The organism is Streptomyces sp. NPDC007863 (genome assembly GCF_040633895.1).
Taxonomy (GTDB): Bacteria; Actinomycetota; Actinomycetes; order Streptomycetales; family Streptomycetaceae; genus Streptomyces.
The window spans coordinates 135,998-160,486 of record NZ_JBEYEI010000006.1; the positions used below are offsets into that span (position 1 = coordinate 135,998).

Genomic DNA, 24,489 nt, shown 5'->3' on the forward strand with positions numbered 1-24,489 from the left:
ACATGGAGTGGACATCGATCGGGCGGGGGTGGTCAGCGGTGGCAGAGAGCGCGGGCTCCGTGATGCTCGCCCGTTCGGCGATGAACCGGGCCGCGACCGAGGGACAGCGGCCGGCGGGGCGCCCGGTCCGGGGCGCGCGGCGCATCAGCGCGGCGCTCGCCGGGCTGGCCGCCTCGACCCGGCACGAGCTGCTGACCTTCGACGACCCGGTGGCCTCGGCGTCGCGCGCGATCCCCGAGCCGTTCCTGGAGCTCGCGGGAGCGTGCATGCGCGCGGCGGCGGAGCGGGCCGGGGAGGTGCGGCGGATCGTGCCCCGGCACGCACTGCCCCGGCTGGAGGACGGACCGCGGATACCGGGGCGGGCGCGGTTCGCCGACGCGATCCCGTTCAAGCTGATCGTGGTGGACCGGACGGTGGCGGCGGTCCCGCTCGATCTGGAGCTGCTGTACAACGGCCTGTTGCTGATCCGGGACCCGGTGGTGGTGCAGGCCCTGGTGCGGGCCCACCACGCCTGCTGGACGGCGGCGGAGGAGCTGGTCCGACTGCCGCCGCCCCGGCCGGCGGGCGGGCCGCCGGAGCTGCTGCGGCCGGTCCTGGAGGCGCTGGTCTCGGGGCTGACGGACGAGGCGGCCGCGGCGCGGCTCGGCATGTCGGCGCGGACGTACAGCCGGCGGGTGGGCGAGCTGATGGCCGCCCTGGGAACGACGAGCCGCTTCCGCGCGGGCGCGGAAGCGGCTCGGAGGGGGTGGTTGTGAGACCCGTCGTGAGAAGGCCCGGCGGGCCCTAGGACACGATGTCCTTGCGGGCGAAGCCCCGGAAGGCGAGCGCGAAGAGGACCAGGGCGTAGGTGACGGAGATCGCCGCACCCTGGACCATGCCGCCCCACTCCAGGCGGGGCTGGAGGGCGTCGATCCACGCGAACTGCCAGTGCGCGGGCAGGAAGTCGCGCCAGTCGCCGAGCGCCGTGACCGCGTCCAGGACGTTGCCGACGATGGTCAGGCCGACGGCTCCGCCGACCGCGCCGAGCGGGGCGTCGGTGCGGGTGGAGAGCCAGAAGGCCAGTCCTGCGGTGACCAGTTGGGAGACGAGGACGAAGGAGGTGGCGATCAGAAGCCGCAGCACGGACTCCCCCGCCGGGAGCGAGCCGCCCGTGGGGAGCTGGAGCGGGCCCCAGCCGTAGGCGGCCGTGCCGACGGCGAGGGCGAGCAGCGGCAGCAGGAAGAGCGCGGCGGTGCTGTAGCCGAGCGCCACCGCCAGCTTGGCGGCGAGCAGCCGGGACCGCGGCACGGGCGCGGCGAGCAGATAGCGGAGGGAGGACCAGCCGGCCTCGGAGGCGACGGTGTCGCCGCAGAAGAGCGCCACGGGGATGACGAGGAGGAAACCGGCCGAGACGAAGAGGCAGGTCGCCGCGAAGTTGGCGCCCGAGGCGGTGGCCGTGTCGATGAGGGTGATCCGGCCGCCCCGGTCGTCGGCGTCGGGGCCTCCGATGGCGAAGGCCACGATCAGGACGAGCGGCAGGGCGGCGAGCACCCCCGCCATCACCAGGGTGCGGCGGCGCTTCCACTGGCGCAGGGCCTCGACGCGCAGCGGCAGGGTGCGCCCGGGGCGGTAGCCGGGGGCGAGGGCTTCGGGGCCGGGGGCCGTCGCGGTCATGCGGATCCTCCGATGAGGGTGAGGAAGGCGTCCTCCAGGCGTCGATGCGGGCCGACGCCGGTCAGCGGGACGTCCAGGCGGACGAGTTCGCCGATGAGCGCGGTCGGGTCGGCGGGGCCGTCGGCCGTGGACAGGCCGACGAGGAGGCCGCCTTCGGTGCGGACCGCGGTGCCGACGCCGGGCAGGGCGGCGACCTTCTCGACGAGCGCGTCGGCGACCGGCTCGCCGAGGGTGACGAGGAGGGTGTCGCCCGCCCCGGTGATCTCGGCGACCGGGCCGGCCTGGACGAGCTGTCCTCGGTCCATGACGACGAGGTGGGTGCAGGACTGTTCGACCTCCGCGAGGAGGTGGCTGGAGACGATGACGGTGCGGCCGCCCGCGGCGTACCGGATCATGACCTCCCGCATCTCGCGGATCTGCGGCGGGTCGAGGCCGTTGGTGGGTTCGTCGAGGATGAGGAGGTCGGGCAGGCCGAGCATGGCCTGGGCGATGGCGAGGCGCTGCCGCATGCCCTGCGAGTAGGTGCGGACGGCCCGTTCGAGGGCGCCGCCGAGGTTGGCGATGCGGAGGGCCTCGTCGAGGTGGGCGTCCTCGGCGGGACGGCCGGTGGCCTTCCAGTACAGCTCCAGGTTCTCCCGGCCGGTGAGGTGCGGCAGGAAGCCGGCGCCCTCGACGAAGGAGCCGACCCGGGAGAGGACCGGGGCGCCGGGCCGGATGGCCTGGCCGAAGACGCGGATCTCGCCCTCGTCGGGGGTGATCAGACCCATGAGCATGCGCAGGGTGGTGGTCTTGCCCGCGCCGTTGGGGCCGAGCAGGCCGAGGACCTGGCCCTGTTCGACCTGGAAGGAGAGGTCCCGGACGGAGTACCGGTCGCCGCCCTTGTACTTCTTCGACAGGCCGGTGATCCGGAGGGGTACGGCGGCGAGCGCGGGGTCCGGCGCCGGGCCGGCGGTGCGGCGGCGGGCGGTCAGGAGGAGGACGGCGGCGACGACCAGGCCGGCGAGCGGCAGGCCCCAGACCCACCAGGGCAGACCGGCGGCCTGGGTGGTGACGGCCGGTGCGGTGGGCACGGTGAGCGGGCCCTCGGCGGCGACGGTGTAGCCGGCGGTGGTGACCGGGGAGGCGTAGCCGAGGTCGGTGGCCGAGACGACCAGGCGGAGCCGGTGGCCGGCCTCCACCTCGTGGTCGATCGCGGGCAGGGTGAGGGAGACGGAGCGGCCCTTTCCGGCGTCCTCGACTCGGACCGGGGCGACGAGCTGGGCGGGCAGCACCTGCTGACGCCCGTCGGGCCCGACGTCGTACACCTTGGCGAAGAGGACGGCGGAGCCGTCGGGGGCCGTGGAGGCGACGCGGACCCGGGCGGTCGGGGTGCCGGTGATCCGCAGCGGCCCGGTCATCGGGGCCGTGTCGAAGCGGGCGTGCTGGCCGGGGAAGTCGAGGGCGAGGCCGACGCCGAGGGAGGAGGAGAGTCCGCCGAGGCCGCCGCCGAGGCCGGGCACGGCGGAGACGGCGGGCGGGGCGCCGCCGGCCGGGTTGGCGAAGCGCTGGGCCGGGCCGGTGAGGGCGAGGGCGCGGGTGCCGTCGGTCAGGCCCGGGTAGCGGTCGGCGGTGGCGGCGCGGAGGGTGGCGCGGCCGTCGGTGGAGTCGACGCCGCCGGTGCGGCTCACCCGGAAGGCGGGGCCGGTGCCGGCGGAGTCGTCCTGCTTGAGCCAGCGGTCGAACCAGGCGCCGATCCGGTCCTCGACGCGTCCGGTCTCGCGGTCGCCGCCGTCGTGGCCGCCGGCGGTCCAGTCGACCGCGACGGGGGCGCCGTTGGCGGCGAGGGCGCGGGCCATGGCGTCGGACTGGTCGAGGGTGAAGAGGGAGTCGGTCTGGCCCTGGACGATCAGGGTGGGGACCTTGATGCGGTCGCCGACGGCGGAGGGGCTGCGGGCCTCCAGGAGGGCGCGGGCCTCGGCGTCGGGCCGGCCGGAGACGGCGACGCGTTCCTTCAGGGCGCAGATCTCGGGGGCGAAGCGGCCGCAGGCGTCGCCCCGGGCGTCGGCGCCCATCGAGAAGAGGATCCCGGACCAGAGCTTCTTGTAGACGCCGCCGGGGAAGAGGGCGTCGGCGAGGTTCCAGTAGGTGATCTGGGGGGCGATGGCGTCGACGCGCGGGTCGTGCCCGGCGGCGAGGAGGGAGATCGCGCCGCCGTAGGAGGCTCCGGTGACGCCGACGCGCGGGTCGCCCGCCTTGTCGAGCAGGACCTCGGGGCGGGCGGCGAGCCAGTCGACGAGCCCCCGCACGTCCGCGACCTCGTGCGCGGGGTCGTTGAGGCCGATCTTCCCGCCGGAGGCGCCGAAGCCGCGCGCGGACCAGGTGAGGACGGCGTACCCGTCGCGGGCGAGGCGTTCGGCCTGGGCCCGCACGTCGTCCTTGGAGCCGCCGAAACCGTGCGCGAGCAGCACGGCGGGGCGGCGGCCGGTCGCCCCGCCGGTGAAGTACGAGGTGTCGATCCGCACCCCGTCGAGGGTGAGGGCCCGGTCCTCGCGCTGCACGGGCGGGGGTTCGTCCAGGGCGGCGGCGGTCCAGGTGCCGGCGCCCGCGAGGACGGCGAGGACGGCGGTGACCGCGGCCCACCGGGGAAGTCGGAGTCGCATGGCCCCGAGCGTAAGCGGGCCGGCTGTGCGCGGGCGGCGCCCCCGGGGCGGAGATCGGCGGCCTCCTGGAGGCGTACGCAGTACGGTCCGCGTACAGCGGTCGCGGTATGCCCGCGGCCGGCGGCTCGGCGTGTGGAGGCGAGACGGCGTGGTGGCGGAGGGGTTCGAGATCCGGCGGGCCGGGACGGTGGCCGAGCTGCTGGCGGCGGAGCACCTGTACGACGGTCCGGCGCGGCCGGAGTGGGCGGAGCGCTTCCTCGCCTCCCCCGGCCATCTGATGCTGATCGGATACGCCGAGGACGGGGTGCCCGCCGGGTTCGTGACGGGGATCGAGATGCTCCACCCGGACAAGGGCGCCGAGCTGTGCCTGTACGAGCTGGGCGTCGACGAGGCGTACCGGCGGCGGGGGCTCGGCCGGGCGCTGACCGAGGCGCTGCTCGCGGCGGCCCGTGAGCGGGACTGCGCGGGGGCGTGGGTGCCGGTGGACACGGACAACGGTCCGGCGCTGGCCACGTACCGTTCGGCGGGCGCGGCGGACGAGGGGGTGTGCGCGATCCGCGCCTGGACCTTCGGCGACGAGCCCTAGACGGCCCGACGGCCCCCGGGGTGCGTGGTGCGCACCCCGGGGGCCGTCGTACGACCCCGGGCTCGGGGGTCAGTGGTTGCGCGGGAAGCCCAGGTCGACGCCGGCGGGGGCGTCGGCCGGGTCGGGCCAGCGGGTGGTGACGACCTTGCCGCGGGTGTAGAAGTGCACGCCGTCGTTGCCGTAGATGTGGTGGTCGCCGAAGAGCGAGTCCTTCCAGCCGCCGAAGGAGTGGTAGCCGACCGGCACCGGGATCGGCACGTTGACGCCGACCATGCCGGCCTCGACCTCCAGCTGGAAGCGGCGGGCGGCGCCGCCGTCGCGGGTGAAGATCGCGGTGCCGTTGCCGAACGGCGAGGCGTTGATGAGGGCCAGGCCCTCCTCGTACGTCTCGGCGCGCAGCACGCAGAGGACCGGGCCGAAGATCTCGTCCTGGTAGGCCTTGGCGGTGGTGGGCACGTGGTCGAGGAGGGAGAGGCCGATCCAGTGGCCGTTCTCGTGGCCCTCGACGGTGTAGCCGGTGCCGTCGAGGACGACCGTGCAGCCCTCGGCCTCGGCGCCGTGCACGTAGGAGGCGACCTTGTCGCGGTGGACGGCCGTGATGAGCGGGCCCATCTCGGAGGTGGGGTCGGTGCCGGGGCCGATCTTGATCTTCTCGGCGCGCTCGCGGATCTTCTCGACGAGCTCGTCGCCGACGGCGCCGACGGCGACGACCGCGGAGATCGCCATGCAGCGCTCGCCGGCGGAGCCGTACGCGGCGGAGACGGCGGCGTCGGCGGCGGCGTCGAGGTCGGCGTCCGGGAGGACCAGCATGTGGTTCTTGGCGCCGCCGAGCGCCTGGACGCGCTTGCCGTTGGCGGAGGCGGTGGTGTGGATGTACCGGGCGATCGGGGTGGAGCCGACGAAGGAGATCGCGGCCACGTCCGGGTGCTCCAGGAGGCGGTCGACGGCCACCTTGTCGCCGTGCAGGACGTTGAAGACGCCGTCGGGGAGACCGGCCTCGGCGAGCAGCTCGGCGATCTTCAGGGACGGCGACGGGTCCTTCTCGCTCGGCTTGAGGACGAAGGTGTTGCCGGTCGCGATGGCGATCGGGAACATCCACATCGGCACCATGGCCGGGAAGTTGAAGGGCGTGATGCCGGCGACGACGCCGACCGGCTGGCGGATGGAGGCGACGTCGACCCGGTTGGAGACCTGGGTGGACAGCTCGCCCTTGAGCTGGGTGGTGATGCCGCAGGCCAGGTCGACGATCTCCAGGCCGCGGGCGACCTCGCCGAGGGCGTCGGAGTGGACCTTGCCGTGCTCGGCGACGATCAGCTCGGCGATGGCGTCGCGGTTGGCGTCGAGCAGCGCGCGGAACTTGAAGAGGATGGTGGTGCGCTGGGCCAGCGAGGAGGTGCCCCAGGTGGCGAAGGCGTCCTTCGCGGCGGCGACGGCCGCGTCGACCTCCTCCACCGAGGCGAGGGCGACCTGGGTGGTCACGGCGCCGGTGGCCGGGTCGGTGACCGGGCCCCAGTTGCCCGACGTGCCCTCGACGGTCTTGCCACCGATCCAGTGGTGGACGCTCTTCGTCATGACGTGTTACTCCTTCAGAGCTTCAGAGATGGCGGCGTCGGGCGGTGACGTGCCGGTCGTACTCCTCACGGGCCTTGACCGCCGACGGGCGGGTCGAGATCTCGGCCACGGGCACATCCCACCACGCCTGGGCCGGGGGCGGGCCCGACACACTGTCTGCCGTTTCGGTCTCGATGTAGACACATGTGGGATCCGTGGCGGCTCGGGCGTCCGCGAGGGCTTCCCGCAGGTCACGGATGGTGCGGGGGCGTAGGACGCGCATCCCGAGGGAGGCCGCGTTGGCCCCGAGGTCGACGGGGAGCGGGGGGCCGGTGAAGCTTCCGTCCTCGGCGCGGAGGCGGTAGTCGGTGCCGTACCGCTCGGCGCCCACCGCCTCGGAGAGGCCGCCGATGGAGGCGTACCCGTGGTTCTGGAGCAGGATCAGCTTCAGCGGGAGCCGTTCCTGGACGGCGGTGACGATCTCGGTGGGATTCATCAGATACGTACCGTCCCCGACGAGCGCCCAGACGGGCCGGCCGGGGGCGGCGAGCAGGACGCCGATCGCGGCGGGGATCTCGTAGCCCATGCAGGAGTAGCCGTACTCGACGTGGTATTGGTCGCGGGAGCGGGTCCGCCAGAGCTTGTGGAGGTCGCCGGGGAGCGAGCCGGCGGCGTTGATCAGGATGTCGGTGGCGTCCACCAGGGTGTCGAGGACGCCGAGGACCTGGGTCTGGGTGGGGCGGGCGGTGTCGTCGGGGGTGGCGTAGGCGGCGGAGACGCGGGCCGACCAGCGGAGCTTCTCCTCGGCGTACTCGTGGACGTAGTGGGCGGGCACGTGGTGGGGGTCGAGGAGGGCGTGGAGCTGTTCGATCCCCTCCCGGGCGTCGGCGACCAGGGGCAGCGCGGCCTGTTTGTGCGCGTCGAAGGCGGTGATGTTGAGGTTGACGAAGCGCAGGGCGGGGTGACCGAAGAGGGTCCCGGAGGCGGTGGTGAAGTCGGTCCAGCGGGTGCCGACGCCGAGGACGACGTCGGCGGTGCGGGCCAGGTGGTTCGCGACGGCGGTGCCGGTGTGGCCGACGGCCCCGACGTCCTGGGGGTGGTCGTGGGGCAGGGCGCCCTTGCCCGCCTGGGTGGAGGCGACGGGGATGCCGGTGAGCGAGGCGAGTTCGGTGAGCGCCTCCTCGGCTCCGCTGTGCCGGACGCCGCCGCCGGCGACGATCAGCGGCCGTTCGGCCCGGCCGAGCGCCGCCACGGCCGCGTCCAGCTCGGCCTCGTCGGGCGCGGGCCGGCGGATCCGCCAGATCCGCTCGGCGAAGAACGCCTCGGGCCAGTCGTACGCCTCCGCCTGCACGTCCTGCGGGAGGGCGAGGGTGACGGCGCCGGTGGCGGCCGGATCGGTGAGGACCCGCATCGCTTCGAGGGCGGCCGGGATCAGGGCCTCGGGGCGGACGATCCGGTCGAAGGAGCGGGAGACGGGCCGCAGGCAGTCGTTGACGGAGACGTCGCCGGCGCCCGGGACCTGGAGCTGCTGGAGGACGGGGTCGGCGGGGCGGGTGGCGAAGGTGTCGCCGGGCAGGAGCAGGACCGGGAGGTGGTTGATCGTGGCGAGGGCGGCGCCGGTGACGAGGTTGGTGGCGCCGGGGCCGATGGAGGTGGTGACGGCGTGCGCGGAGAGCCGGTTCCGCTGGCGGGCGTAGCCGACGGCGGCGTGCACCATGGCCTGTTCGTTGCGGCCCTGGTGGAAGGGCATGCCGTCTTCCTCGATCAGGGCCTGGCCGATCCCGGCGACGTTGCCGTGGCCGAAGATGCCCCAGGTGGCGGCGATCAGCCGGTGCCGTTCGCCGTCGCGTTCGGTGTACTGGGCGGCGAGGAAGCGGACGAGGGCCTGGGCCACGGTGAGGCGCCTCACTGGTATCCCTCCGTGTGGTCGGGGTGGAAGCTGATCCGCCACTCCCGTTCGGTTCCGGGGCCGGCCATGACGTTGAGGTAGTAGAGGTCGTGGCCGGGCTGGGCGATCGAGGGGCCGTGCCAGCCGTCGGGGACGAGGACGGCGTCGCCGTGCCGGACCTCGGCGAGGAGGTCGGCGCCGCCGGGCCGGGAGGGCGAGATCCGCTGGTAGGCGTAGCCGCGCGGGTCCTCGATCTCGTAGTAGTAGATCTCCTCCAGGACGGATTCCGTCCCGGGGCGGTGCTCGTCGTGCTTGTGCGGCGGGTAGGAGGACCAGTGGCCGCCGGGGGTGACGACCTCGACGGCGATCAGCCGGTCGCAGGGGAAGGCGTCGGCCGCGGCGAAGTTCCGCACCCGGCGGGCGCGGTCGCCGGTTCCCCGGTCCTCGACGGGGACCTCCGGCGCGGGGCCGTAGCGGGCGGGGAGTCGTCGCTCGCAGTTCGCTCCTGCCAAAGCGAAGCGGCCTCCCGCGCCGGAGGAGATCTGGGCGTGGGCGTCGCGCGGTACATAGACGAAGTCGGAAACGGAGGCGAACACGCTTTCGCGGCCCCCGAGTTCGAAAATCTCCCCGTCGACGCGCACGGTACAGGCCCCGGCGAGGGGAAGCACCACCCATTCGGCATCCGCGCTGTCGAAGGTGTGTTCCGCCCCGGGCCGCAGGTCGAGGATCCGGAGCGCGGAACGGCTCCATCCGGCGGTCCCCGGGTCGATGTCGAGGCCGTACGGCCCCCGGGCGGCGGCCCCTGCGGGGAGGTGGAGGCGGCGCGGGCGGGACGTGGCGGGCGGGGTGTCGGGGGTGGTCATGTGCGGGGGTCCTCGGTGCGGGGGTGCTCGGTGCGGAGGAGACGGGAGCGGAGGAGAGGGGTGCGGAAAGGAGGGGTGCGGAGGGGACGGGTGCGGGCGTCGTGCGGGGTGGTCACCGGTGGGGGCCTTCCGGCGGGAGGGTGCCCGAGCCCGCGGCGAGGGCGCGGTCGATCTCGGTGGCGTCCGGCATCGCGGGGGCGCAGCCGAGGCGGCCGGCGACGACGGAGCCCGCGGCGGCGGCCCGGCGCAGGGTCTCCTCCAGCGGGAGGCCGGCGAGAAGGCCGTCGACGAGGGCGCCGCCGAAGGCGTCGCCGGCGCCGAGGCCGTTGACGACCTCGACCGGCAGGGGCGGGACGGCGGCGCGCCGCCCGTCGGCGGCGAGGGCGAGGACGCCCTCGGGGCCCCGCTTGACGACGGCGAGCCGGACGGCGGCGGGGCCGTCGGCCCGGGCGGGGGCGAGGAGGCGGAGGAGGGCGCGGGCGGCGGCCTCCGGGTCGCGCTCCCCGGTGGCGACCTCGCACTCCTCGGCGTTGCCGACGGCGACGGTGGCGTGCCGCAGGGCCTCGGTGTAGTGGGGTCGGGCGGTGGCCGGGTCGGGCCAGAAGGCGGGGCGCCAGTCGAGGTCGAGGACGGTGTGGGCGCGGCCGGAGCGGGCCCGCAGGGCGGTGAGGGTGGCGGAGCGGCTGGGTTCCTCGCTGAGTCCGGTGCCGGTGGTCCACAGGACGCGCGCGGCGCGGATCGCGTCGAGGTCCAGCTCGTGGGGGTGGATCTCCAGGTCGGGGGCCTTGGGGCGGCGGTAGAAGGTGAGCGGGAAGTCGTCGGGCGGGAAGAGGGCGCAGAAGGTGACGGGGGTGGGGTGCTCGGGGACCTCGGTGACCCAGTGGCCGTCCACCCCGAACTCCTTCAGCTCGCGCCGGAGGTAGCCGCCGAAGGCGTCGGCGCCGGTGCGGCTGACGAGGGCGGTGCGGCGGCCGAGGCGGGCGGCGGCGACGGCCACGTTGGCCGGGGAGCCGCCGAGGAAGCGGCGGAAGGTCTCGACCCGGTCGAGTCCGACGCCGCTCTGGAGCGGATACAGGTCGACGCCGAGCCGCCCCATGGTGATCAGGTCGTAAGGCTCCGACTCCACCCGTGCCACCTCTCGACTCCGGCGTCCGTTTCCAGGTCTAACCGTCCGCCCGGAGGCGTGTCAACGACATGTCCGGACATTCGGTCGTCCTTTGGCAGGTCGGGCGGCTGTCTTGACGCTGCTCCGGGGCGCGGTCAAGGTGGCTGGCATGACGAAGCCGTCGCCGTCGCCGTCGCCCTCCCGCATCCGGATCGGATCCGCCCCGGACTCCTGGGGGGTGTGGTTCCCCGACGATCCCCGTCAGGTCCCGTGGCAGCGGTTCCTCGACGAGGTGGCGGGGTCCGGTTACGAGTGGATCGAGCTGGGGCCGTACGGCTATCTGCCGACCGATCCGGCGCTGCTCGCCGAGGAGACCTCCCGGCGCGGGCTGCGGGTGTCGGCGGGCACGGTCTTCACCGGGCTGCACCACGGGCCCGCGGTGTGGGAGCGGACCTGGGCGCACGTCGCGGAGAACGCGGCCCTGGCCCAGGCCATGGGTGCCGGGCATCTGGTGGTGATCCCCTCCTTCTGGCGGGACGACAGGAGCGGCGAGGTCCTGGAGGACCGGGTGCTGACGCCGGAGCAGTGGCGGCAGCTGACCACGCTGACGGAGCGGCTCGGCCGGGAGGTGCGGGAGCGGTACGGGCTGCGGATCGTGGTCCATCCGCACGCCGACACCCATCTCGACGACGAGGAGAGCGTGACCCGCTTCCTCGACGCCACCGATCCGGAGGCGGTGGCGCTCTGTCTGGACACCGGGCACTACGCGTACGCGGGCGGGGACAGCGTCAAGCTGATCGAGACCTACGGGGAGCGCATCGGCTACCTCCATCTGAAGCAGGTGGATCCGGCGGTGCTCGCGGAGGTGCGGGCCGAGGAGCTGCCGTTCGGCCCGGCGGTGGCACGGGGCGTGATGTGCGAGCCGCCGGCCGGGGTGCCGGCCCTGGAGCCGGTCCTGGCGGCCGCGGCGGCGCTGGGCACGGAGCTCTTCGCCATCGTGGAGCAGGACATGTACCCGTGCGAGCCGGACGCGCCCTATCCGATCGCCCTGCGCACCCGCGGCTACCTCCGCTCCTGCGGGGTGTGACCGGGGGCGTCCGCACGCGGACGCGCCGCTGTGACCATGCGTCACTTCTGTCACGAGGTTCGCTCCCGTGTCACAGGTGTCTCCGTTACGCGGGCTCCGTGTCACAGACGCTCCACAGCCGGGGCGGGCCCGTCCGGAAGGGGCGTACACCGGGCACAGGATCGGTGATCACCGACGCCACCGCCCGCAGCGCCCCCGAACGGCACCCCCCGCCACCGCTGCGCGGCACGGGGCGTGAGGGAGGTACAGGCATGACGGACAGAAGCCTCTGGTCGTACAAGGACATCGCCGCGCACATCCGGGTCCAGCCCGACACGGTCCGCTCCTACCGGAAGCACGGGCTGCTGCCGCCGCCCGACCACGTCGAGTCCGGCAAGCCCTTCTGGTACGCGGACACCGTCCGGGCCTGGGTGGCGAGCCGTCCCGGCAACCGGGCGCGCCGCGACTGATCCCGTCCGTCCGGCCCGTTGCGCGGCGCCGTCCTCCGGTGGAGCCCGGGGGCCGGCGCCGCGCCGTGTCCCGGCCCGTCTCAGCCCCGCGCGCCGACGGGCTCGGGTATCGCCTCCCGGTCGCCGCCCGCGCTCCCGGGCTCGGCCGGCGCCTCGGACTCGCTGATGCCGAAGCGGTCGTGGAAGCGGCGCAGCGGCCCGGGCGCCCACCAGGTGAGGCGGCCGGTCAGCTTCATGACCGAGGGGACGAGGAGGCTGCGGACCACCATGGCGTCCATGACGACGGCGAGGGCGACGCCGAGGCCGAGCATCTTGGTGTTGGTGACCCGTGAGGTGCCGATGGCGACCATGACGACGGCGAGGATGACGGCGGCGGCGGTGATGAGCCCGCCGGTGCGGGCCAGGCCGAAGCGGACGGCGCCCTCGTGGTCGCCGGTGGTGTCGTACTCCTCCTTGATGCGGGAGAGCAGGAAGACGCCGTAGTCCATGGAGAGGCCGAAGGCGACGCAGAACATGAGGACCGGGAGGGTGGTCTCGATGTCGCCGGTCGCGGTGAAGCCGAGGAGGCCGGAGAGGTGCCCGTCCTGGAAGACCCAGACGACGGCGCCGAACATCGCGGTGAGGCTGAGGGCGTTGAGGACCACGGCCTGGACCGGGATCAGGACGCTGCCGGTGAGCAGGAAGACCAGCAGCAGGGTGACGAGGACGATGATGCCGGCGGCCCAGGGCAGCCGCTCGCCGATGGCGTCCTTGGAGTCGACGAGGACGGCGGCCTGTCCGGTGACGGAGGCGGTGAAGGGGGCTTCCTCGGCGCGCAGCGCGCCGACCGCCCGCTGGGCCTCCTCGCCGACGGCGGTCCCCTCGGGGACGACGCTGTAGTAGGCGTGGGTGCCGGAGCCGGAGACGACGGGTCCGTCGACGCGGACGATGCCGTCGAGTCCGGCGATCCGCTCGCGGTAGGCGGTGTGCTCGGCGGGGGTGGCGGGGCCTTCGGCGAGGACGGTGAGGCCCGCGCCGGGCTCGCCGGGGAAGCCGGCGCGCAGCTCTTCCTGGACGATCCGGGAGGTGGCGGTGGTCGGCAGCTGGCGGTCGTCGGCGGTGCCGAACTTCACGCCGAGGAAGGGCAGTCCGAGGAGGACCAGACCGGCGGTGGTGAGGACGGCGAAGACGGGGGCCCGGCGCATCACGAGGCCGGCCGCCCGGGACCAGCCGGTGCTCTCCGCGGCCTTCTCGGCGCCGGCGCGGCGGCGGCGGAACAGCCGGCGCAGGTCGAGGGCGTCGACCCGGTGGCCGAGGAGCACCAGGGCGGCCGGGAGCAGGGTGAGGGCGGCGGTGGCGGCGAGCAGGACGACGGCGATGCCCGCGTAGGCGAAGGAGCGCAGGAAGTACTGCGGGAAGACGAGCATCGCGGCGAGCGAGACGGCGACGGTGAGGGCGGAGAAGAGCACGGTCCGGCCGGCGGTGCGCAGGGTGGTGCGGACGGCGGCGGACGGCTCGGCTCCGGCGGCGAGCTCCTCGCGGTAGCGGCGGACGACGAAGAGCGCGTAGTCGATGGCGAGGCCGAGGCCGAGCGCGGTCGTCAGGTTCTGCGCGAAGACGGAGACGTCGGTGAACTCGGTGATGCCGCGCAGCACGGCGTTCGTCCCGAGGATGGCGACGATGCCGATGCCGAGGGGCAGCAGGGCGGCGACGGCGCTGCCGAAGACCATGACGAGCAGGATCAGGGTGAGCGGCAGGGCGATCAGCTCGGCCCGCAGCAGGTCGTCCTGGATGATCGTCTGCATCTCGTGGCGGACGGCGAGGCCGCCGCCGAGGGTGACCTCGACGGGTCCGTGGGTCCCGCGGTACTCCGGGGCGATCCGGTCGAGGACCTTCCCCGCGGCCGTCTCCCCGCCGGCGATCCGGGCGGCGACGACGGCCTGTGTGCCGTCCTCGGAGCGGAGGGCGGGCGAGCCGGTGGTCCAGTAGGAGCCGACGCCCTCGACGCCCGGCTCGGCGGCGAGCCGCGCGGTGAGCCGGCGGGCCTCGGCGGCCGCGGCGGGATCGTCGACCCCGGCCTTCCCGGCGTCGACGAGGAGCAGCAGATTGGGCTGGGAGCCGGGGAACTCGCGCTCCAGGGCCTCGGTGGCGTAGGTGGACTCGGCGGCCGGGTCCTCCCAGCCGCCGCTGCCCATCCGGTCGGCGACGCCGCCGCCGGCGAGGACCGCAAGGGCGGTGAGGACCAGGGCGACGAGCAGGGTGAGCCGGGGCCGGGCGGTCACGAACCGCGTCCATCCCCCGCCCCGGCCCGGGCTTCCGCCCCCGGCCGGGGCGGCACCCCCCGCGCGAGGCGCTTTCTTGACTTCGGGCATGACGCGGTGTCCCCTTCACCGTGGCCCTCGTGCTCGCTTCCCGGCAGGTCACGAGGGCCGTCCATTGCCATAGACTGGCAAACACGAGTGATCGCTCGCGTAATTCAAGAATGCGAGCGACCTCTCGTGTTTGTCAATGCGTATCGAGGAGGACTGGGGACAGCCATGCCCGAGGACCCGAAGCCGCGCCGCCGACAGGCCCGCGGCGAACGCCGCATCTCCCAGCTGCTCCAGGCCGCCGCCGAGGTGTTCTGCGCCAACGGCTACACGGCCGCCAGCACCAACGCGATCGCCCGCGAGGCCAAGGTCTCGCCCGGCACGCTCTACCAGTACTTCCCGAACAAGGAAGCGATCGCCGTCGAGCTGGGCGGCCGGCTCATCCAGCAGATGCGCGAGGCCCACGGCCAGGTCTTCACCCCGGCCAACATGGCGCTGCCGCTGCCGGAGCTGATCGACGCGGTGCTCGACCCGATGATCGAGTTCAACTGCCTCAACCCGGCCTTCCTCGCCCTGATGCACGGCTCCGACATTCCCGGCCGGATCGCCGAGGAGCACGACGAGCTGCACGCCTCGCTGCTCTCCCAGGTCCGCGAGACGATCGGCGCGCGGGCCGTCCCGCCGCTCGCCGCCGACGACCTCGACCGGGTCGCCGACATGGCCTTCGCCGTCTTCAAGGGCGGACTCGCGCTGATCGTCGCCGCCCCCGAGGGCCCGGTGCGGGACGCGGCCGTCGGCGAGCTGAAGAAGGTGATGCGCCGCTACCTCGCCCCGGTCTTCGGCGAGGCGCCTGCCGGCACGGCGGTCACCACGCCTCCGACGATCCGCTGACCGACGCTCCCTCCCCCTCCCCCTCCTCCGGTGCCCGGTCCCGGCCGGCCCGCACCTTCAGCGCGAGCAGCGGGAAGACCAGGACGGAGACCATCCCGGCCCCCACGAGCGCCGCCGCCTCGCCCGCAGACAGCGCCTTGTCGTCCAGGCCGATGGTGGTGATGGCGACGACGAGCGGCAGCGCCGTGGAGCCGTACAGGACCAGCGCGCCCCGGTCCTTCCGGTCGAGGTCGCGCGGGGCGAGGAACCACATCGGGCCGCCGCGCACCACCAGGAAGAGGACCAGGAAGACCGGCAGGAGGAGCAGCGCCCGGCCTCCGGAGAGCAGCGAGTCGAGGTCGAACTCGAGGCCGGTGACGACGAAGAAGACGGGCACGAGGAAGCCGAAGCCGACCCCCTCGACCTTCTCCAGGATCTCCGGCCCGGCCTCGGGGGCGGCCCCGGTGAGCACGAGCCGGGTGATGAGCCCGGCCGCGAAGGCGCCGAGCAGGACGTCGAGGCCGAGCGCCGTCGACGCCCCGAGCATCAGCGCGAGCAGCAGGAAGACGAAGCGGACCGCGAACTGTCCGCTGGTGTGCAGGGTCTTGGCGATGACGGTGGCGAACCACGGCGGTCGGGGCCGCAGCGCCCAGTAGACGGCGGCCGCGGTGAGCGCGGCGAAGACCGCGAGGAGCACGGTGGACTGGGCCGCCGTCCGCCCGCTGAGCAGCAGCGCCATGGCGATGATCGGCCCGAACTCGCCGACCGCGCCGAAGGCCATGACGACCGAGCCGAAGCGGCCGCGCAGCCCGCCGGAGTCCCGCAGCACGGGCAGGACGGTGCCGAGCGCCGTACTGGTGAGGGCGACGCCGATGAAGACGCCGGTGGAGTAGCCGCCGCCGAGCAGGATGCCGGCGGTGAGGCCGAGGGCGAGCGCGGCGAGCCACGCCCACACCGAGCGCCTGAGGGTGTCCCCGCGGACCTTGCCGAACTCGATCTCGTACCCGGCCAGGAAGATCAGCATGGTGAGGCCGAGCTCCGAGAGGCCGTCGATCAGCTCGTCGGAGTGGGCCCAGCCGAGGACGTCGGGGCCGATGACGATGCCGAGCAGGATCTCGAAGACGGCGAGCGGCACGGGGGCGCGGCGCCCCACCCAGTACGCCAGGAGCGGCGCCAGGACGGCGATCACCATGATCAGGACGAGCGTGCTCCCCGAATGCGACATATCGGGTATCTACCATAAGCTCCGGTCAGATGCCCCGTCGGTGGAGGGACTTGGAGGCCCGCGGATGTACGAGTACCGGCCCACACCCCAGCCCCACCACCAGCCCCCTCCCCCGCCTCCCGCCCCGCCCGAGCCCGCCGGGCCGCGCCCCGGCCTGTGGAAGCGGTGCCTGGGGGGCGGCCTCGCCCTGTGGGCGCTGACGGCCGTGGTCACGTACGCCACCGCCAACACCACCCTGCTGCCCACCCTGATCCTGCTGGGCAGCTTCCTCGTCCCGGGCGTCTTCGTGCTGTGGGCGTACGAGCGGCACGGCCGCGGCCTCGGGCTCCCGGTGATCCTCGGCTGCTTCGTCACCGGCGGCATCCTCGGCGTGCTCGGCGCGTCGGTCATGGAGTACTACCTGCTCCACCCGTCCCTGTGGATGTTCCTCGGAGTGGGGCTGATCGAGGAGGCGGTGAAGCTCGTCGCCCTGATGTTCGTGGTCCGCCACCGGCCGTGGCTGCGCGGCCGGCGCGCCGGCCTGGTCCTCGGCGGGACGGTCGGCTTCGGCTTCGCCGCCTTCGAGAGCGCGGGGTACGCCTTCAACGCCGCCGTCACCATGGACGGCATCGACCTGCGCTCCCTGCTCGAGACGGAGATCCTCCGCGGGCTGCTCGCCCCCTTCGGGCACGGCCTGTGGACGGCCATCGCCGGCGCGGTGCTCTTCTCCTTCCGCCGCCCCGACGGCCGCTTCCGGTTCACCGGTCCGGTCGTCGGCACCTATCTGGGGGTGGCGGTGCTGCACGCGCTCTGGGACTCGATGCACGGGATCGCGCTCTGGCTCGTGCTCCGGCTGACCACCACGGACCTGGACCGCTCGCTCTTCGCCCAGGGCTACCTCCCGGATCCCACCTCCGAGCAGGAGCACCTCTTCACCCTCTTCTCGGTGGGCGGCCTGGTGCTGGTGACACTGGCGGGACTGGCGTGGCTGCGCTCACTGGCGCGGCGCGAGCCGGACCGGACTGGATTTTATACCCCCTAGGGGTATAGCATCGTGCACGTAAGGCCCCGAACCGAAGAGGAGAACGTCATGGCCGCCGAGACGCAGACCGAACTGACCACCGTCTACCAGGTCAAGGGCATGACCTGCGGCCACTGCGAGGGCGCCGTCTCCGGCGAGATCTCCGCGATCCCCGGCGTCTCCTCCGTCACCGCCGTCGCCAAGACCGGCGAGGTCACCGTGGTCTCCGCCGCCCCGCTCGACCGCGAGGCCGTCGCCGCCGCCGTCGACGAGGCCGGCTACGAGCTGGTCTGACCACGCGCCGCACCACTGTCCGAGCAGGGTCGTACCGTTACGGGTACGGCCCTGCTCCCCGTTTCTGGAACCGCACATGACCAGCACCGCCCCCGACCTCACCGTCACCGAGCTGACCATCGGCGGGATGACCTGCGCCTCCTGCGCGGCCCGCGTCGAGAAGAAGCTCAACCGCATGGACGGCGTCACCGCGACCGTCAACTACGCCACCGAGAAGGCCCACGTCGAGCACGTGTCCGAGGTCGGCGTCGACGCGCTCATCGCCACCGTGGTGAAGACCGGCTACACCGCCGAGGAACCCGCGCCGCCCGAGCCCGAGACCCCCGAGGAGGACGGCGCCGCGGACCCCGAGCTCGCCGCGCTCCGCCGGCGCCTCGTCGTCTCCGCCGTCCTCGCCGCCCCCGTCGTCCTGCTCGCCATGGTCCCCGCCCTCCAGTTCGACAACTGGCAGTGGCTCTCCCTCACCCTCGCCTCCCCCGTCGTCGTCTGGGGCGGCCTCCCCTTCCACCGGGCCGCCTGGACCAACCTCCGGCACGGCGCCGCCACCATGGACACCCTCGTCTCGGTCGGCACCCTCGCCGCCTACGACTGGTCCCTGTGGGCGCTCTTCCTCGGCGACGCCGGCATGCCCGGAATGCGCCACGGCTTCGACCTCACCGCCGACCGCTCCGACGGCTCCTTCGCGATCTACCTGGAGGTGGCCGCGGGGGTCGTCACCTTCATCCTGCTCGGCCGCTACCTGGAGGCCCGCGCCAAGCGCAAGGCCGGCGCCGCCCTGCGGGCCCTGATGGAGCTCGGCGCCAAGGACGTCGCCGTCCTCAGGGAGGGCGGGGAGGTACGGGTGCCGGTGGCCGACCTGCGGACCGGCGAACTCTTCGTCGTACGCCCCGGGGAGAAGATCGCCACCGACGGCACCGTCGCCGAGGGCTCCTCCGCTGTCGACACCGCCCTGCTCACCGGCGAGTCCCTGCCCGTCGACGTCACCATCGGCTCCGCCGTCACCGGCGGCTGCGTCAACGTCTCCGGACGGCTCGTCGTCCGGGCCGGCCGGGTGGGCGCCGAGACACGGCTCGCCCGGATGGCGAAGCTCGTCGAGGAGGCGCAGAGCGGCAAGGCCGAGGCGCAGCGGCTCGCCGACCGGATCTCCGCCGTCTTCGTCCCCGCCGTCCTGCTGATCGCCCTGGCCACCCTCGGCTTCTGGCTCGGCTCCGGGGCCGGCGCGACCGCCGCCTTCACCGCCGCCGTCGCCGTCCTGATCATCGCCTGCCCCTGCGCCCTCGGCCTCGCCACGCCGACCGCGCTGCTCGTCGGCACCGGGCGGGGCGCCCAGCTCGGCATCCTCATCAAGGGACCCGAGGTCCTGGAGTCCACCCGCCGGGTCGACACCGTCGTCCTCGACAAGACCGGCACGGTCACCACCGGCCGGATGACCCTCGCCGGCGTCCACCCGGCCGCCGGGACGGACGAGCGGGAGCTGCTGCGGCTCGCCGGGGCCCTGGAGCACTCCTCCGAGCACCCCGTGGCCCGGGCCGTCGCCGCCGGCGCCGCCGGGCGCCTCGGGATCCCCGTCGGCGAGCTGCCCGCCCCCAAGGGCTTCGAGAACGTGCCGGGGCTCGGCGTCCGCGGCTCCGTCGACGGGCACCTCGTCCTCGCCGGGCGGGCCGCGCTGCTCGCCACCGAGGACGTGACGGTGCCGGACGGCACGGCCGCCGGCGCCGTGCTCGTCGCCCGGGACGGGGTCTTCCTCGGCTCCCTCACCGTCACCGACGCGGTCAAGGACACCAGCGCCGAGGCCGTCGCCCGGCTCCGCGGCCTCGGGCTGCGGCCGGTGCTGCTCACCGGCGACCACCGGGCCGTCGCGGAGGCCGTGGCCGCCGAGGTCGGCATCGACGAGGTGATCGCCGAGGTGCTGCCGGAGGAGAAGGCCGGGGTGATCCGCCGGCTCCAGGAGGAGGGCCGTACGGTCGCGATGGTCGGTGACGGCGTGAACGACGCGGCGGCGCTCGCCACGGCCGATCTGGGGCTCGCGATGGGCACCGGGACGGACGCGGCCATCGAGGCGGGCGACCTCACCCTCGTCCGGGGCGACCTGCGGGTCGCCGCCGACGCGATCCGGCTCTCCCGGCGGACCCTGGGGACGATCAAGGGAAATCTGGCGTGGGCCTTCGGCTACAACGTGGCCGCGCTGCCGCTCGCCGCGGCCGGACTGCTCAACCCGATGATCGCGGGCCTGGCCATGGCCTTTTCGTCCGTCTTCGTCGTGTCCAACAGCCTGCGCCTGCGGCGGTTCCGTTGATTTCACCTACACGTGACGCACAAGTCCTTCACAAAGAGACCTAGATCACAGATATTGGGGGGTAACCATCTGGGCTGTTCGCGAGTCTAAGTGGGCGATGCCAGAACGTCTTGGGGGACGTTCGCCGGGAGGTCTTGGGGGACGTCCCGGCAGGCAAGCGCGGCCGGGGCACGTGCACCGGGGAGCTTTGAGCGGCCCTCCCGTACGTACCCCGGCAGACCGCGCGCATGACGCCCGGCCCGGATCCCGTGGGGGGAATCCGCTCCGGGAATATGAGAAGCGCCCCGCTCGCCGACCCGTGGGGGGATCGGAGAGCGGGGCGCTTCTGTACGTCCTGCCGGCGGCCCTGGAGGCTCCTCAGACGACCTGTGCGGGGTCGGCTCAGCGCTCGTCGACCGGGACGAAGTCACGGAGGACCTCGCCGGTGTAGATCTGCCGCGGGCGGCCGATGCGGGAGCCCGGCTCCTTGATCATCTCGTGCCACTGGGCGATCCAGCCGGGAAGGCGGCCGAGTGCGAAGAGCACGGTGAACATCTCGGTCGGGAAGCCCATCGCGCGGTAGATGAGACCCGTGTAGAAGTCCACGTTCGGGTAGAGGTTGCGCGAGACGAAGTAGTCGTCGGAGAGCGCGTGCTCCTCCAGCTTGAGCGCGATGTCCAGCAGCTCGTCGGACTTGCCGAGGGCCGAGAGGACGTCGTGCGCCGCCGCCTTGATGATCTTGGCGCGCGGGTCGAAGGACTTGTACACCCGGTGGCCGAAGCCCATCAGGCGGACGCCGTCCTCCTTGTTCTTCACCTTGCGGATGAAGGAGTCGACATCGCCGCCGTTGGCCTGGATGCCCTCCAGCATCTCCAGGACGGACTGGTTGGCGCCGCCGTGCAGCGGGCCCCAGAGGGCGGAGATGCCGGCCGAGATCGAGGCGAACATGTTCGCCTGCGAGGAGCCGACCAGACGCACGGTGGACGTCGAACAGTTCTGCTCGTGGTCCGCGTGCAGGATGAGCAGCTTGTCGAGCGCGGAGACGACGACCGGGTCGAGGTCGTACTCCTGCGCCGGCACCGAGAACGTCATGCGCAGGAAGTTCTCGACGTAGCCGAGGTCGTTGCGCGGGTAGACGAACGGGTGGCCGATCGACTTCTTGTACGCGTACGCCGCGATCGTCGGCAGCTTCGCGAGCAGCCGGATCGTCGACAGGTGGCGCTGCGTCTCGTCGAACGGGTTGTGGCTGTCCTGGTAGAAGGTGGACAGCGCGGAGACCACGGACGACAGCATCGCCATCGGGTGGGCGTCCCGCGGGAAGCCGCGGAAGAAGTTCTTGACGTCCTCGTGGACCAGCGTGTGCTGGGTGATCTCGTTCTGGAAGGTGGCGAGCTCCTCGCCCTTCGGCAGCTCGCCGTTGATCAGCAGGTAGGCCACCTCCAGGAAGGTGGACTGCTCGGCCAGCTGCTCGATGGGGTAGCCGCGGTACCGCAGGATGCCCTGCTCACCATCGAGGTAGGTGATGGCGGATTTGTAGGCGGCGGTGTTGCCGTATCCGCTGTCCAGGGTGACCAGACCGGTCTGGGCTCGCAGCTTCCCGATGTCGAAGCCCTTGTCGCCGACGGTGCTCTCGACCACCGGGTAGGTGTATTCACCGTCCGCGTACCGCAGTACTACAGAGTTGTCGCTCACGTCATCCCTCACCGACGTAGTGCCTCTTCTTCGAGGTGCCCTGACTGTCTCTACCATCCCCCACTTGGCTCAGGAGAGTGCACTCGGGGTCGCCATTGGGCCAATCGGCGGCACTCAGTGCCGCCAACCTGCTCATCCTGCCCCCTTCGCCCCGGTTCTGGAAGTCCTCCGTGATCTTTCACACGGGGGCACCCCCTGTGAGCCGATGAGCCAGTGCGGTAAAGCGCCGGCCGGCCGAGACCGTACGCACCGCCTGGGCGATCGCGCGGCGCGAACCGACCAGGACGACGAGCTTCCGTGCCCGGGTGACGGCCGTGTACAGCAGGTTCCGCTGAAGCATCATCCATGCACTCATGGTGACCGGGATCACCACGGCCGGATACTCACTGCCCTGCGAACGGTGGATGGTGACCGCGTATGCGTGGGACAGCTCGTCCAGCTCGTCGAAGCCGTACGGGACCTCCTCGTCCTCGTCCGTCCGGACGGTGAGCCGCTGTTCCACGGGGTCCAGCGCCGTCACCACTCCGACCGTACCGTTGAAGACGCCGTTCGCCCCCTTCTCGTAGTTGTTCCTGATCTGGGTCACCTTGTCCCCGACCCGGAAGACCCGGCCGCCGAACCGCTTCTCCGGGACGTCCGGGCGGGCCGGAGTGATCATCTGCTGGAGCAGTCCGTTCAGCGCGCCCGCCCCCGCCGGTCCTCGGTGCATCGGCGCCAAAACCTGTACATCCCGGCGCGGGTCCAATCCGAATCTGGCCGGAATACGCCGCGCGGCGACCTCGACGGCGACGCGGGCCGCGTCCTCCGTCTCCTCCTCCGCGAAGAGGAAGAAGTCCGGCAGTCCCGTTGTTGCCGGCGGGAGCCCCTCGTTGATCCGGTGCGCGTTGGTGACCACACCGGACTGCTGGGCCTGACGGAAGATCCTGGTCAGCCGGACGGCCGGGACCGGGCTGCCCGGGGCCAGCAGATCGGCGAGCACCTCGCCCGCGCCGACCGACGGCAGCTGGTCCACGTCCCCCACGAGCAGCAGATGAGCGCCCGGCGCCACCGCCTTGACCAGTTTGTTCGCCAGCAGCAGATCGAGCATGGACGCCTCGTCGACCACCACGAGGTCCGCGTCGAGCGGACGGTCCCGGTCGTACGCGGCGTCCCCGCCCGGCTTCAGTTCGAGCAGCCGGTGGACGGTGGAGGCCTCGGCACCGGTCAGCTCCGCGAGCCGCTTCGCGGCGCGGCCGGTGGGCGCCGCCAGGACCACCTTCGCCTTCTTCGCCCGGGCCAGCTCCACCACGGAACGGACCGTGAAGGACTTGCCGCAGCCGGGGCCGCCGGTGAGGACCGCGACCTTCTCGGTCAGCGCGAGCCGGACGGCCTGCTCCTGCTCGGGCGCCAGAGTGGCCCCCGTCCGGTCCGCGAGCCAGGCCAGCGCCTTGTCCCAGGCCACGTCCCGGAAGGCCGGCATGCGGTCCTCGGGGGTGCGCAGCAGCCGTCGGAGCTGCCCGGCGAGGGAGAGCTCCGCCCGGTGGAAGGGGATCAGGTAGACGGCCGTGACCGGCTCCCCCTCCGGGCCGGGGACCGGCTCCCGGACGACCCCTTCGGGGTCGTCGGCGAGCTCGGCGAGACACTCGATGACCAGCCCGGTGTCCACCTGGAGCAGCTTCACCGAGTCGGCGATCAGCCGCTCCTCGGGGAGGAAGCAGTGCCCCTGGTCGGCGGACTGCGACAGGGCGTACTGGAGGCCGGCCTTCACCCGCTCGGGGCTGTCGTGCGGGATGCCGACCGACTGGGCGATCCGGTCGGCGGTGAGGAAGCCGATGCCCCAGACGTCGGCGGCGAGCCGGTAGGGCTGCTCGCGGACGACGGAGATCGAGCCGTCGCCGTACTGCTTGTAGATGCGGACGGCGATGGAGGTGGAGACGCCGACGGTCTGGAGGAAGAGCATCACCTCCTTGATGGCCTTCTGCTCCTCCCAGGCGGCGGTGATGTTCTTCGTCCGCTTCGGTCCGAGCCCCGGCACCTCGATCAGCCGGCCCGGCTCCTCCTCCAGGATGTCGAGGGTCGCCAGGCCGAAGTGGGTGGTGATGCGGTCGGCGAAGACCGGGCCGATGCCCTTGACCAGGCCGGAGCCGAGATAGCGCCGGATGCCCTGGATCGTGGCGGGCAGCACGGTCGTGTAGTTGTCCACCTGGAACTGCCGGCCGTACTGCGGGTGCGACCCCCAGCGCCCCTCCATCCGCAGCGACTCCCCCGGCTGGGCACCGAGCAGCGCGCCCACGACCGTGAGCAGCTCGCCCACGCCACGCCCGGTGTCGACCCGGGCGACCGTGTAGCCGCTCTCCTCGTTGGCGTACGTGATCCTCTCCAGCACGCCCTCCAGGACGGCGGGGCGGTGCGGCTGACCCTCGTTGGACATGCCCCGACCGTAGCGAAGGCCGCCGACAGCGGGGGCGGGGCTGTGGACAACTCCCGGGCCGGGGTGCCGAACCGGTGGAGGAACCGTAGCGTTCCGGACATGAGCGAAAGCAGTGATTCCTTCCAGGACGAAGTCCTGGCCGAACTCGGCGAGGACCGCCTGGCGGAGATCGCCGCGCTCGCCGGCACCGACACGACGGGGGCCCGGGCCCTCGTGGGCGGCTCCGTCGCGGAGCTCTCCGGCGAACTGCGTCAGGCGGCGGCGGAGCCCGGCAGCGCGGACGAGGTCAAGGCCGCCGTCGACGAGTTCGCCGCCCAGGAACCCCCGCTCCAGGGCGTCGCCACCTTCGGCGGCCTCGCGGCCGGCGGCCTGATGGCCGGCGTCCTGGCCAAGCTCGCCAGACCCGCCGCCGACGCCGTCGCCAAGCGCACCGGCCTCCCGCCGGCCACGGTCGCCCGCGCCGTCGACCTCCTCGTCCCCGTGGTCCTCGCGGTCCTCACCAAACGCGCCACCGGAAAGAAGAACGGTGGCCTCGGCGACCTGCTGGGCGGCGGGAAGAAGTAGGGAAGTAGGAGTGGCTGGCCCGGCCCCGCCGCACACGGGGCCGGGCCGGG

At 73.2% G+C, this 24,489-nt stretch carries 19 protein-coding genes; 9 read left to right on the top strand and 10 right to left on the bottom strand.

The features are described 5' to 3' along the window. Nucleotides 1-38 precede the first annotated feature (38 nt). A complete protein-coding gene (locus ABZ621_RS11695) occupies nucleotides 39-755 on the top strand; it encodes a DNA-binding response regulator (protein ID WP_360603208.1) in 717 nt (238 codons plus the stop codon). A 28-nt stretch (nucleotides 756-783) separates the two neighbouring features. Here ABZ621_RS11695 and ABZ621_RS11700 read toward each other — a convergent pair whose 3' ends face one another. Both ABZ621_RS11700 and ABZ621_RS11705 read right to left on the bottom strand, forming a co-directional pair. Continuing rightward, nucleotides 784-1,653 carry an ABC transporter permease gene (locus ABZ621_RS11700; RefSeq protein WP_360603210.1) on the bottom strand — a complete coding sequence of 290 codons (870 nt, stop codon included), beginning with the start codon at nucleotides 1,651-1,653 and terminating at the stop codon, nucleotides 784-786. Further along, the gene (locus ABZ621_RS11705; RefSeq protein ID WP_360603212.1) at nucleotides 1,650-4,292 is read right to left on the bottom strand and encodes an alpha/beta fold hydrolase; all 2,643 of its coding nucleotides are present in this window, start codon (nucleotides 4,290-4,292) and stop codon (nucleotides 1,650-1,652) included. Before ABZ621_RS11705 ends, ABZ621_RS11700 begins: the two co-directional genes overlap by 4 nt. Nucleotides 4,293-4,440: 148 nt before the next feature. On the opposite strand from ABZ621_RS11705, the gene ABZ621_RS11710 reads away from it, so the two are divergent. Next, nucleotides 4,441-4,878, top strand: coding sequence for a GNAT family N-acetyltransferase (locus ABZ621_RS11710; protein WP_360603214.1), 438 nt, complete (start codon nucleotides 4,441-4,443; stop codon nucleotides 4,876-4,878). Between the two features lie 69 nt (nucleotides 4,879-4,947). Here the strand turns inward: ABZ621_RS11710 and mmsA are convergent, their stop codons facing one another. From mmsA to iolC, 4 genes are all read right to left on the bottom strand, one after another. Continuing rightward, complete coding sequence (gene mmsA, locus ABZ621_RS11715) at nucleotides 4,948-6,450, bottom strand: CoA-acylating methylmalonate-semialdehyde dehydrogenase (protein WP_360603216.1); 1,503 nt, start codon at nucleotides 6,448-6,450, stop codon at nucleotides 4,948-4,950. A gap of 22 nt (nucleotides 6,451-6,472) precedes the next feature. Beyond that, nucleotides 6,473-8,344 (bottom strand): 3D-(3,5/4)-trihydroxycyclohexane-1,2-dione acylhydrolase (decyclizing), encoded by a 1,872-nt coding sequence (gene iolD, locus ABZ621_RS11720; RefSeq protein WP_360603545.1) that lies wholly within the window; start codon nucleotides 8,342-8,344, stop codon nucleotides 6,473-6,475. After that, entirely contained in the window at nucleotides 8,335-9,180 is an 846-nt protein-coding gene (gene iolB, locus ABZ621_RS11725) for a 5-deoxy-glucuronate isomerase (protein WP_360603219.1), read from the bottom strand. Before iolB ends, iolD begins: the two co-directional genes overlap by 10 nt. Nucleotides 9,181-9,292: 112 nt before the next feature. Beyond that, nucleotides 9,293-10,276, bottom strand: a complete 984-nt coding sequence (iolC, locus tag ABZ621_RS11730; protein WP_360603547.1) for a 5-dehydro-2-deoxygluconokinase — start codon at nucleotides 10,274-10,276, stop codon at nucleotides 9,293-9,295. 178 nt (nucleotides 10,277-10,454) lie between these two features. On the opposite strand from iolC, the gene ABZ621_RS11735 reads away from it, so the two are divergent. Together ABZ621_RS11735 and ABZ621_RS11740 are read left to right on the top strand one after the other, a co-directional pair. Further along, nucleotides 10,455-11,372 (top strand): sugar phosphate isomerase/epimerase, encoded by a 918-nt coding sequence (locus ABZ621_RS11735; RefSeq protein ID WP_360603221.1) that lies wholly within the window; start codon nucleotides 10,455-10,457, stop codon nucleotides 11,370-11,372. Nucleotides 11,373-11,623: 251 nt separating this feature from the next. Continuing rightward, nucleotides 11,624-11,821 (top strand): MerR family transcriptional regulator, encoded by a 198-nt coding sequence (locus ABZ621_RS11740; RefSeq protein WP_031005915.1) that lies wholly within the window; start codon nucleotides 11,624-11,626, stop codon nucleotides 11,819-11,821. A gap of 80 nt (nucleotides 11,822-11,901) precedes the next feature. Here ABZ621_RS11740 and ABZ621_RS11745 read toward each other — a convergent pair whose 3' ends face one another. Next, the gene (locus tag ABZ621_RS11745) at nucleotides 11,902-14,172 is read right to left on the bottom strand and encodes an MMPL family transporter (protein ID WP_360603223.1); all 2,271 of its coding nucleotides are present in this window, start codon (nucleotides 14,170-14,172) and stop codon (nucleotides 11,902-11,904) included. A gap of 165 nt (nucleotides 14,173-14,337) precedes the next feature. On the opposite strand from ABZ621_RS11745, the gene ABZ621_RS11750 reads away from it, so the two are divergent. Beyond that, a complete protein-coding gene (locus tag ABZ621_RS11750; RefSeq protein ID WP_360603225.1) occupies nucleotides 14,338-15,000 on the top strand; it encodes a TetR/AcrR family transcriptional regulator in 663 nt (220 codons plus the stop codon). Here the strand turns inward: ABZ621_RS11750 and ABZ621_RS11755 are convergent. Next, complete coding sequence (locus tag ABZ621_RS11755; RefSeq protein WP_360603227.1) at nucleotides 14,975-16,204, bottom strand: cation:proton antiporter; 1,230 nt, start codon at nucleotides 16,202-16,204, stop codon at nucleotides 14,975-14,977. The genes ABZ621_RS11750 and ABZ621_RS11755 overlap by 26 nt on opposite strands. 64 nt (nucleotides 16,205-16,268) lie before the next feature. On the opposite strand from ABZ621_RS11755, the gene ABZ621_RS11760 reads away from it, so the two are divergent. The 3 genes from ABZ621_RS11760 (at nucleotide 16,269) to ABZ621_RS11770 (ending at nucleotide 19,794) form a co-directional block, all read left to right on the top strand. Beyond that, nucleotides 16,269-17,225: a PrsW family intramembrane metalloprotease gene (locus ABZ621_RS11760; protein WP_360603229.1), complete on the top strand. Its 957-nt coding sequence runs from the start codon at nucleotides 16,269-16,271 to the stop codon at nucleotides 17,223-17,225. A 48-nt stretch (nucleotides 17,226-17,273) separates the two neighbouring features. Further along, nucleotides 17,274-17,498: a cation transporter gene (locus ABZ621_RS11765; RefSeq protein ID WP_169084583.1), complete on the top strand. Its 225-nt coding sequence runs from the start codon at nucleotides 17,274-17,276 to the stop codon at nucleotides 17,496-17,498. Nucleotides 17,499-17,574: 76 nt separating this feature from the next. Further along, nucleotides 17,575-19,794, top strand: coding sequence for a heavy metal translocating P-type ATPase (locus ABZ621_RS11770; RefSeq protein WP_360603232.1), 2,220 nt, complete (start codon nucleotides 17,575-17,577; stop codon nucleotides 19,792-19,794). A gap of 381 nt (nucleotides 19,795-20,175) precedes the next feature. Here the strand turns inward: ABZ621_RS11770 and ABZ621_RS11775 are convergent, their stop codons facing one another. Continuing rightward, nucleotides 20,176-21,465 carry a citrate synthase gene (locus tag ABZ621_RS11775; RefSeq protein ID WP_169084579.1) on the bottom strand — a complete coding sequence of 430 codons (1,290 nt, stop codon included), beginning with the start codon at nucleotides 21,463-21,465 and terminating at the stop codon, nucleotides 20,176-20,178. Nucleotides 21,466-21,643: 178 nt separating this feature from the next. Continuing rightward, on the bottom strand, nucleotides 21,644-23,875 hold the full coding sequence (locus ABZ621_RS11780) for an ATP-dependent RecD-like DNA helicase (RefSeq protein ID WP_360603235.1): 2,232 nt from the start codon (nucleotides 23,873-23,875) through the stop codon (nucleotides 21,644-21,646). A gap of 99 nt (nucleotides 23,876-23,974) precedes the next feature. On the opposite strand from ABZ621_RS11780, the gene ABZ621_RS11785 reads away from it, so the two are divergent. Beyond that, nucleotides 23,975-24,439: a DUF937 domain-containing protein gene (locus ABZ621_RS11785; protein ID WP_360603237.1), complete on the top strand. Its 465-nt coding sequence runs from the start codon at nucleotides 23,975-23,977 to the stop codon at nucleotides 24,437-24,439. The last annotated feature ends 50 nt before the right edge of the window (nucleotides 24,440-24,489 follow it).